Origin of the sequence: Nostoc sp. NMS2 (assembly GCF_017115105.1) — a bacterium.
GTDB lineage: Bacteria > Cyanobacteriota > Cyanobacteriia > Cyanobacteriales > Nostocaceae > Nostoc.
Genome location: NZ_JABXKH010000176.1, coordinates 93,370 through 102,361 on the forward strand (window position 1 = coordinate 93,370; position 8,992 = coordinate 102,361).

Here is an 8,992-nt window from a genome sequence, read left to right on the forward strand (position 1 = left end):
AAAAAATGATAATAACTATTAACTATTGATGATTGACGAAATTACCTATTGCTAGTTATAAATTACCACTTTATAGGTACAAGGAGCAGCTTACCACTGTAAGGACTGGAGTTGATGACTTTTGACTGTAAATTCTACAGAAATTGGTATCAGCTGCACAGCACAGGCTTTTAATTCTGGTTGCAGCGAATCTGGACAAGATTCTGGATGGGTGAGGGCGTTAGCTTCGGCATTATCTGCCCACAGTGAACCCCAGTGCATAGGGACAAAAACTGTACCAGGTGCGATCGCTTTTGTTACTTTAGCAGGAAATTGAGCTTTACCTCGACGCGATCGCACTTGCACACACTGATTATCTACAATACCTAACTTCGCAGCATCACGGGGATGAATTTCGATAAACGGTTCGGGGTGCATTTTACAAATTTTTTCAATGCGACCGGTACGTGTCTGAGTATGCCAATGTCCGTAAAGTCGTCCATTCGTTAGCACAAAAGGATAATCTGGGTCTGGTGGTTCTGCCAATCCTTTTGAGTAATATGCCCCAAACTGGGCGCGTCCGTCAGGGGTATGGAAGCGTAAATCTGTATATAACCGCTTTCCAGAGGTTTTTCCCCCTGCTTCCCCTGCTCCTCTGCTCCCCCTGCTTTCTTCGGGATGAGGCCATTGAGTCGGGCCTTCTGTTTGTAATTTTGCGTGACTGATACCTGTCATCTCGCAGGGGCGATTTTGAGTTAGTTTGACAAACTCAGCATAAACTTCAGCCGAGTTAGCAAAGGCGAACTCTCTTTCAAAACCTAATCTCCGTCCAACTTCAGCGAAAATTTCCCAATCGGCTTTAGCTTCTCTTGGCGGTTGGCGAAATGCTTGACACAGAGTTACCACCCGTTCTGAGTTTGTCATCACACCAGTTTTTTCACCCCACTGGGCTGCGGGTAACAGAACATGAGCATAGGCAGAGGTTTCTGTGGGATAATAAGCGTCTTGGTAAATGGTAAAAGGCGATCGCAATAACGCCTTCTTAGTCCGCTCCAAATCTGGCATACTGACAGCTGGATTAGTAGCCGCAATCCACAGTAATCCGACAGCATCATTTTCTAAGCTAGTAATCATTTCCCAAACACTCAAACCGGGATTGGGCGAAATCTGTCCTGGCTTTAGTCCCCAAAACTCCTCAACTTCTGCGCGGTGCTGAGGATTTTTCACCGTCCGATAACCTGGTAATAAATGCGCTAAACCTCCAGCTTCCCGTCCCCCCATTGCGTTTGGTTGTCCGGTGAGGGAAAAAGGGCCAGCCCCAGGTTTGCCGATTTGTCCAGTCATCAGATGCAGGTTGATGATAGTTCTTACCTTGGCTGTCCCTTCTGAGGATTGATTTACACCCATCGACCACAAAGATAGTACTCGCTGTGATTGACCCCAATAACGAGCTGCTGTTTCTAAATCTTCAATACTGATTCCGCATTGACGAGCTACCACTTCCGGGGGATAGTGGCGAATCACCTCAGCATAAGCAGGAAAGTTACTGGTGCAGTCGTCCATGAACATGGTATCAATGTAGTTCCAGCGCATCAATAAGTGGGCGATGCCGTTTAACAAATCGATATCTGTACCGGGACGAATGGCTAAATGCAAGTCGGCGGCTTCGGCGGTTGGCGTGCGTCGGGGGTCTACCACAATCATTTTGACCTTGCGGTTCTTTTTGTGATATTTCTCAAGTCGATTAAAAACGATGGGGTGACATTCGGCTGTATTAGTGCCAATTAAAAATGCACAGTCAGTTAACTCCAGGTCTTCGTAACAACAGGGCGGGCCATCTGCACCAAAGCTTTGAATGTAGCCAGCCACAGCACTCGACATACATAAACGGGAGTTGGCATCAAAATTATTAGTACCCAGACAGCCTTTCATCAGCTTCTGGGCTATGTAGTAATCCTCGGTTTGAAACTGACCGGAACCATACATACATAACGCTTCTGGCCCTTGAGTGAAGCGGACTGTTTGAATGCGCCGCGTGATGAGATTAAAAGCTTCATCCCAACTGACGCGCCGAAACTCTTGATCTAAAGAGTCTCGCACCATTGGGTAATGTAATCTATTTTTATCTAAAGATTCTGCGATCGTTGCACCTTTAACACAAACCATACCCTGACTAGATGGATGGGCTTTATCGCCGCGTACCCGCCAAGTCGGATTTCCTTGACCATCTCGATTAGTTGCTTTGCCGAGTTGGGCTGGGGGTGAAACTTCTAGTCCACAGCCAACACCACAGTAAGGACAAAGGGTTTTGGTAAATTCACTCATGGCAGTTGTACCATTTTGTTATTTTGATTGTGCAACCTCAAATGCAGCGCTAGCTTGAGAAACTTATCCTTTACACAAAAACTCTTTGAAACTCTTCTTTCTTGGCGTTCTTGGCGTTCTTGGCGGTTCGATAAATAACGAACCGCCAAGACGCAGAGAGCGCAGAGAAAAGATGAAGTGTTTAAATCTGATGGTTATCACTACTTCATCTTTCGGCTGATTATTCTTCAGTTAATAAGATAGAGTTTGTAGTTGCCGTTTCTGGTAATTCACTTTCATAGGCGGCGGCAAAGGAACCTTTTGGTTCTTTGAGGAAGAAGGCACACATAAAAGCACAGATTAGTGCAGCTATACCCATTGTGCCAAATAGTGTGGGAGCGTCGGTTAAGCTAAAAATTGTCAGGTAAACTACGCCGCCAAAATTACCGTAAGCTCCCACATTGCCGGCAATTTGTCCAGTGGCTTCTTTCTTAATCATGGGTACGATGCTGTAGGTTGCACCGCAGCCAGCTTGGGCAAAGTAAGCGGCAAACATTGTCACTGCGATCGCTACCGGAATCGGCCAGCTACTATTAATAAAATGTGCCATCAAGTAACTAAAACCGATACCAACGCTGATAATTGTCATTGTCCACTTCCGCGAACTAAATTTATCAGAAATTAAGCCACCACTAGGACGAGAAACCAAGTTTAAGAAGGGATAGGTAGCGGCAATCATCCCAGCAACAACATGTTCTAAACCAAAGGTTTTCTCAAAAAATGCCGGGAGCATAGAAACGGCTGCTAGTTCGCTGCCAAAGTTAGTTACATAAGTGAATTCGAGTAAAGCTACTTGACCAAATTGAAAGCGTTCAGATGCAGGGTAAGTTTTCTTGCCAGTCAGAAGTTCTCGGTTTACTTCCCAAGCTTTGTAACTTTGGTAAGCAAATAATCCTGCTAATACCAACCAAGTCAAATACATTTGACTCAGAGTTAGAAAGTGAATTTTCTTTTGTTCTAAACGCCAAGCTAATAAACCCAAGGCGAAAATCAAACCAAAATTCGAGATAATCATTGCCCAGAAGCTTTTGATGCTAGTCACTTCTAGGGAACCATTCTTTTTAGGTTTACTGTAGACTTTGCCTGTGGGCGTATCTTGGACAGTATTGTAATAAATTACGCCATAGATAGCTGCAATAATACCTGTAAGTGCGATCGCTAATCGCCAGTTAGAAGCGCCACCAGCGAAGAAGCTTGTAGAAACTGCAATCATCGGTAAGGCAAACTCTGCACCAAAAGCTCCAAAGTTGCCCCAACCGCCATAAATGCCTTGAGCAACTCCCATCTCCTTCGGCTGGAACCATTCTGCCACCATGCGGATACCGACAACAAATCCAGACCCGACAATTCCCATCAGCAAGCGACTGATGACTAATTGATTAAAGTCTTGCGCTAGGGCTGTTGCTAAACAAGGAACAACTGCAAACATCAGCAGCATTGAGTAGGTGATTCTGGGGCCAAAACGATCCAGAAGCATCCCAATGATTAGCCGGGCGGGAATTGTGAGGGCGAGGTTACAGATGCCCAAAGTTTTGATTTGCTCAGGGGCTAAATGTAGCTCTCTACCAATGGTTGTAGCGAAGGGAGCAAAGTTAAACCAACAGACAAAGGTGAGAAAGAAAGCAAACCAAGTCTGATGTAAAATGCGGTAGCGATCGCTGAATGAAAATAATTTTTTAAGCATTTCAATCTTTCTAATTGAGAGAATAGATAGGAGAAGATAAGCCTTTTTACTCGGAAGATGAGCCTTTTTACTCGGAGATTGAACCTTTTAACTCGGAAGATGAACCTTTTTACTCGGAGGTTGCACCTTTCAACTCGGAGATTGCGCCTTTTACCTCGAAGGTTGCACCTTTCAACTCGAAGGTTGCGCCTTTCAACTCGAAGGTTGCGCCTTTCAACTCGGAGGTTGCGCCTTTTAACTCGGAAGTTGCACCTTTGAGGCTGAACATTGAGCCTTTAAGGTTGAAGTATGAGTTTTGCTGCCCAATACTCCGATAAGCACTAGCAGTGACTAACTAGTAGGGCTTCTTCCTTGAGTTTTGCGCCAAAGTTGTTGATGAGTAATTCTTGCAATATTGGCTGCAAGTCTTCGCATGGTATGCCTTTGGTGATGCAAGTTCCTAAATGGGCATCTTTGCCGACTTTGCCGCCCATATAAATGTCAACGCCTTCGAGGGTTTTGCCATTTTTACGAGTTTTGGTTCCCATCAAGCCGATGTCTGCAACTTGAGGCTGGCCGCAAGAGTTGGGGCATCCTGTCCAGTGAATTCGCACTGGATGGATGAAGATTAAGTCTTCTTCTAAGGCTTTAATCATTTCCAGGGCGCGGTTTTTGGTTTCGATGAGGGCGAAGTTGCAAAATTGTGCGCCTGTGCAAGATACTAGCGATCGCGCCAGTAAACCTGGATTAATCGAAAATCTTTCTAGCAACGGTTCTGTTAAAAATGTTGCTAGCCGTGAGTCAGAAATGTTGGGGATAACAATGTTTTGCTCAACGGTAAAGCGGATTTCACTACTGCCGAAAACGTCTGCTAAACGAGCGATTTCAAACATGTCTTCGGCATACAGTCGCCCAACGGGAATATTTAACCCTACGTAATTTAAACCCGGTTGCTTTTGTTTATATATTCCGATGTGGTCGCGTTTTTCCCAGTCAATCTCGTCTTTTGCGGCTGCGGGTAATAATGATTTACCCAAACGGTTTTCTAATTCTGCTCGAAATTTTTCTAAACCCCATTCATCAATTAGCCACATCAAACGGGATTTTTGCCGATTAGCACGCGGGCCATGATCGCGAAAGACTTCCAAAACTGCTCTACATACAGCTACCACATCTTCTGGAGCCACCCAAGCATTTAGAGGAATCGCCGCCTCACAACGTTTAGCTGAGAAAAAGCCACCGACTAAAACGTTAAACCCGAAAATTTTGTGGTGTGAATGAGCAGAGGGGAAATTTTGCTCCCCTGCTCCCCTGCTCCCCTGCTCCCCTGCTTCTTGAAATGCTGGAACAAAAGCTAAATCGTTAATTTCAGCGTGAACTGAGTTGTCTCTTCCACCTGTGATCGCAATATTAAATTTCCGTGGTAAGTTGCTAAACTCTGGGTTTCCTTCACCTTTATTGGTAAGCATATCTTGAATTTGCTGTACCAACTCTCGTGTGTCGTACAACTCATCAGCATCCAACCCCGCCACCGGATCACCTGTGATGTTGCGGATGTTATCCATCCCTGACTGGATAGAAGTTAAACCAACTGCGTGAAATCTATTGAAGATATCTGGTAAATCTTCAATCCTGATCCCCCGTAATTGGATATTTTGTCTCGTAGTAATATCGGCACACCCATCATCCCCGTAACGCTGCACCACTTGGGCTAAAACACTCATCTGACTGCTGCTGAGAATACCGTTAGGCATCCGTAACCGCATCATAAACTTGCCTGGGGTAACAGGGCGAAAAAACACGCCTACCCACTTGAGCCGATGATCGCGATCGGTTTCGTCCATTGCTTCCCAGCCCAAAACGGCAAATTTCTCTATCTCGTCCCTGATAGCGAGTCCATCTTTTTGCGCCTTGAATTTCTCGAATTTATTGAGGCTGGTAGTCGTAGTTGTTGTGTCTGTCATGAGGCTGACTCTCGTGAGAATTTGTGGTGCTAATTGCCCAATATCAATCAACCCGTAGTTCCACCAAAGGTGTATCTACGAAGGTTAGGGAATAAAAACTTAAATATTCGATTACGGCTGATTATTGTTACTCAAAAGCATTCCAACGTGAAACTTCAAACCCGTGGTTATTAAGGAAAACTTGTCGCCATTTACATCTGGAAAATTTGTCAAGCACATTTAGATAATGTTCATGTAACAATTTCGATACTCATAACTTAAGATGAGTTTTCTGTTAAAATCGTATAAATTGTTACGATTTTTTAGTAAAGTTGCTGAAAACGAATACGTAATATGCGTTATTTGCATCAAAGTCAGCCAATGAGCCACACAAAGCGCTTGAAGAAGAGTGTTTGAGATGACCGAAGCGATTTTAGATTCACATAGATTAATCCAAAATCCAAAATCCAAAATCCAAAATTGAGTGTGGCACTTATGAAACGTCGTGATTTTATTAATTGGGTAGGTTTGGGTTTGATAGCGAGTTCTCTACCTGTAGCGATCGCAGCTTGTTCTTCTCAAACACCTTCTGCATCTAGAGATTGGCAAACAGTAGGCACTTCGGCAGAATTAGATAAAACTGGTCAATTGCTGGTTAAAAACTCACCTGTTGGGCCTGTGTTGGTAGTCGGCACATCTAAAGGCGCAAATCTGACAGCTGTTAACCCAACCTGTACTCATGCAGGTTGCACCGTCGCATGGAAAGCTGAGGCAAAAAAATTCGCTTGTCCCTGTCATGGTTCAGAATATGGATCTGATGGTAAAGTGCTAAAAGGCCCAGCTCCAAATCCTCTGACAACTTACACCGCTAAAATTGAGGGTAATTCAGTTGTAGTCAAGCCAACCTAGTGGAGGCAGGGGGCAGGGAGCAGGGGGCATACTTCGACTACGCTCAGTAACCGGGGGAGCAGGGGAGCAGGGAGCAGGAGGTAGAAGATTGATAATTAAAGCAGGGTATCGTGAGTAATATCAACCAGCTTTTGGTGCAAGCCCAGATAGCACATAATTCAGATGATTGGTCATCACTGATTCAATATTTACAACAATTAATTTTAGGGTCAGAATCGCAACATCCAGAAGTAGTTAAAAATCGAGAATATCTGCTGACATTAGCACTTTCAATGTTAGAGATGGGAGATTTTCAACAACGCTGGGAAATCACCAAGGTGTTGATTCATCTGGGAAATATTGCCATCTCACCACTTATTGACATCTTAGAAGATGAAGATGCAGAGGAAGAATTACGCTGGTATGCAGCGCGGACTTTAGGCGAATTTCAGCAGCCAGAAGCGATCGCACCTTTGGTTGAATTGTTGAAAAATGATGAGGATGAAGAACTCAAAGCGATCGCAACCACAGCACTAGGACAAATGGGTACTGTTGCGATCGCTGCCCTCTCTGAACTTCTATTAAATGAAGATACACGACTTTTAGCAGTGCGATCGCTTTCCTGTATTCCCCAAACCGAAACCATCACACCACTATTGAGTGTAGTACAAGATTCACAAGCAACAATCCGCACTGCTGCAATTGAAGCCCTCAGCAGTTTTCATGATGAACGGATACCACCAATCTTGTTAAACGCTTTGGATGATATTGCTGATACAGTTAGGCGTGCAGCAGTGCTTGGTTTAGGTTTTCGCCCCGATTTACGCGAAGCATTAGACTTGGTGACGAGACTGCAAGCCAAGCTTTACGACTTTAATCTTGATGTTTGTTGTGCAGCTGCAGTTTCCCTTTCTCGGATGGGTTGTGATGAAGCTGCAAAACATTTATTTGATTTGTTGATTTCACCCCAGATACCAACAAAGCTGCAATTAGAAACCATCCGTGCTTTAAGTTGGGTGGGGACGGTATCTAGTTTGGAATATTTGCAAACAGCATTTAATCAATGCACTTCAGAGACACTTTGGCAAGAAATTGTTACAGTTTTGGGGCGAGTCCAAAAGCTGCAAACTACACAAGCCGCAGAAATATTATTACAAATACTGCGATCGCAGCATCCAGCCACAGAGATTGTTAGTGTAAAAAGTGCGATCGCTTTATCTTTAGGACAGCTAGGCGAAATACAAGCAATTGAACCATTGATTTCACTGCTAGCTGATTCTAATGCATCGGTGAAACTACACGCGATCGCTGCACTCAAAAATTTGGATGGGGAAATTGCACATCAACAATTGCAGCAATTAGCAAATAATGCTGCACTCACACCAGATTTGCAACAAGGAATAGCGATCGCTTTGGCTGAGTGGTAAATTTTCTTCAAGAGAATGGGGAGGCAAAAAGAGTGATTTGTATAGGAAATTATGTCAAACCCAGATTTAAAGAAGTAGCCTCCAGAAAATGATATACTCTGCGCGATGAGAGGTGATAAGAGCAAGAATTATTCCTACGCCAGAACAAAAGACGCAGTGCTTTATATTGTGCTGCTTGTTTACTAAGTTTTACTTGCCCATAAATGTGGTTCGTGTAGACGAACGAACAGGCAATGTGTTCTTCTTGGCAGGCGATGAGAATATTATTGAAATATATCCCAATGGCAGATGGAGATACGTGCAATGAGCAAATCTAACTTTCAGGCTATGAGTCAGAAAGAATTGCAAGCCTATGTTTTAGCTCATCGAGATGATCGAGAAGCATTTTATGCCTATCTTGATAAGCTACACATAGAGGCTAACTGGGTTGAAATGCCAGCCTTACAATCTCTAGAGGATTTGGAAAATTATCCTGAATTTCTTGAACGGGTTCGTAACGGTTCGGAGTTATGAGATAGCGATTATAGGCACAATACCCATCTAGAGGTTTACAGTTGCTTATTTAGAAATTAATAGATCGATACGTGAACTACCTACACTGACCTTACGGTACAGTGTAGGCTTCCCAATTCAACGGGGATTGCCTCGGACTTCATGGATTTTTTACGTCCTGAAGACTTTGGTCTTACATCCCCTCCAAGGGCAGAAGCGCTAGTTCCTAACGCCCA

General features: G+C 44.0%; 7 protein-coding genes. 3 read left to right on the forward strand and 4 right to left on the reverse strand.

Going from position 1 to position 8,992, the window contains the following annotated elements:
- Window positions 1–90: 90 nt before the first annotated feature.
- The 4 genes from HWQ36_RS32880 to HWQ36_RS32895 all read right to left on the reverse strand — a co-directional run bounded on the left by HWQ36_RS32880 (window position 91) and on the right by HWQ36_RS32895 (window position 5,970).
- Entirely contained in the window at window positions 91–2,304 is a 2,214-nt protein-coding gene (locus HWQ36_RS32880; protein ID WP_292710903.1) for a molybdopterin oxidoreductase family protein, read from the reverse strand.
- Window positions 2,305–2,524: 220 nt separating this feature from the next.
- Window positions 2,525–4,027: a NarK family nitrate/nitrite MFS transporter gene (locus tag HWQ36_RS32885; protein ID WP_292710906.1), complete on the reverse strand. Its 1,503-nt coding sequence runs from the start codon at window positions 4,025–4,027 to the stop codon at window positions 2,525–2,527.
- Window positions 4,028–4,136: 109 nt separating this feature from the next.
- On the reverse strand, window positions 4,137–4,295 hold the full coding sequence (locus HWQ36_RS32890; RefSeq protein WP_292710909.1) for a hypothetical protein: 159 nt from the start codon (window positions 4,293–4,295) through the stop codon (window positions 4,137–4,139).
- A 52-nt stretch (window positions 4,296–4,347) separates the two neighbouring features.
- Complete coding sequence (locus HWQ36_RS32895) at window positions 4,348–5,970, reverse strand: ferredoxin--nitrite reductase (protein WP_292710911.1); 1,623 nt, start codon at window positions 5,968–5,970, stop codon at window positions 4,348–4,350.
- Between the two features lie 474 nt (window positions 5,971–6,444).
- Here HWQ36_RS32895 and HWQ36_RS32900 point away from each other — a divergent pair, with 474 nt between their 5' ends.
- From HWQ36_RS32900 to HWQ36_RS32910, 3 genes are all read left to right on the forward strand, one after another.
- The gene (locus tag HWQ36_RS32900; protein WP_292710914.1) at window positions 6,445–6,858 is read left to right on the forward strand and encodes a ubiquinol-cytochrome c reductase iron-sulfur subunit; all 414 of its coding nucleotides are present in this window, start codon (window positions 6,445–6,447) and stop codon (window positions 6,856–6,858) included.
- A 107-nt stretch (window positions 6,859–6,965) separates the two neighbouring features.
- Entirely contained in the window at window positions 6,966–8,264 is a 1,299-nt protein-coding gene (locus tag HWQ36_RS32905) for a HEAT repeat domain-containing protein (RefSeq protein WP_292710928.1), read from the forward strand.
- A 303-nt stretch (window positions 8,265–8,567) separates the two neighbouring features.
- Window positions 8,568–8,777 carry a hypothetical protein gene (locus HWQ36_RS32910; protein ID WP_292710917.1) on the forward strand — a complete coding sequence of 70 codons (210 nt, stop codon included), beginning with the start codon at window positions 8,568–8,570 and terminating at the stop codon, window positions 8,775–8,777.
- Window positions 8,778–8,992: the final 215 nt, after the last annotated feature.

Coding starts and splice junctions, on each gene's coding strand:
- HWQ36_RS32895 (WP_292710911.1), bottom strand. CDS start 5,970: ATGACAGACACAACAACTACGACTACCAGCCTCAATAAATTCGAGAAA.
- HWQ36_RS32885 (WP_292710906.1), bottom strand. CDS start 4,027: ATGCTTAAAAAATTATTTTCATTCAGCGATCGCTACCGCATTTTACAT.
- HWQ36_RS32880 (WP_292710903.1), bottom strand. CDS start 2,304: ATGAGTGAATTTACCAAAACCCTTTGTCCTTACTGTGGTGTTGGCTGT.
- HWQ36_RS32910 (WP_292710917.1), top strand. CDS start 8,568: ATGAGCAAATCTAACTTTCAGGCTATGAGTCAGAAAGAATTGCAAGCC.
- HWQ36_RS32900 (WP_292710914.1), top strand. CDS start 6,445: ATGAAACGTCGTGATTTTATTAATTGGGTAGGTTTGGGTTTGATAGCG.
- HWQ36_RS32890 (WP_292710909.1), bottom strand. CDS start 4,295: ATGTTCAGCCTCAAAGGTGCAACTTCCGAGTTAAAAGGCGCAACCTCC.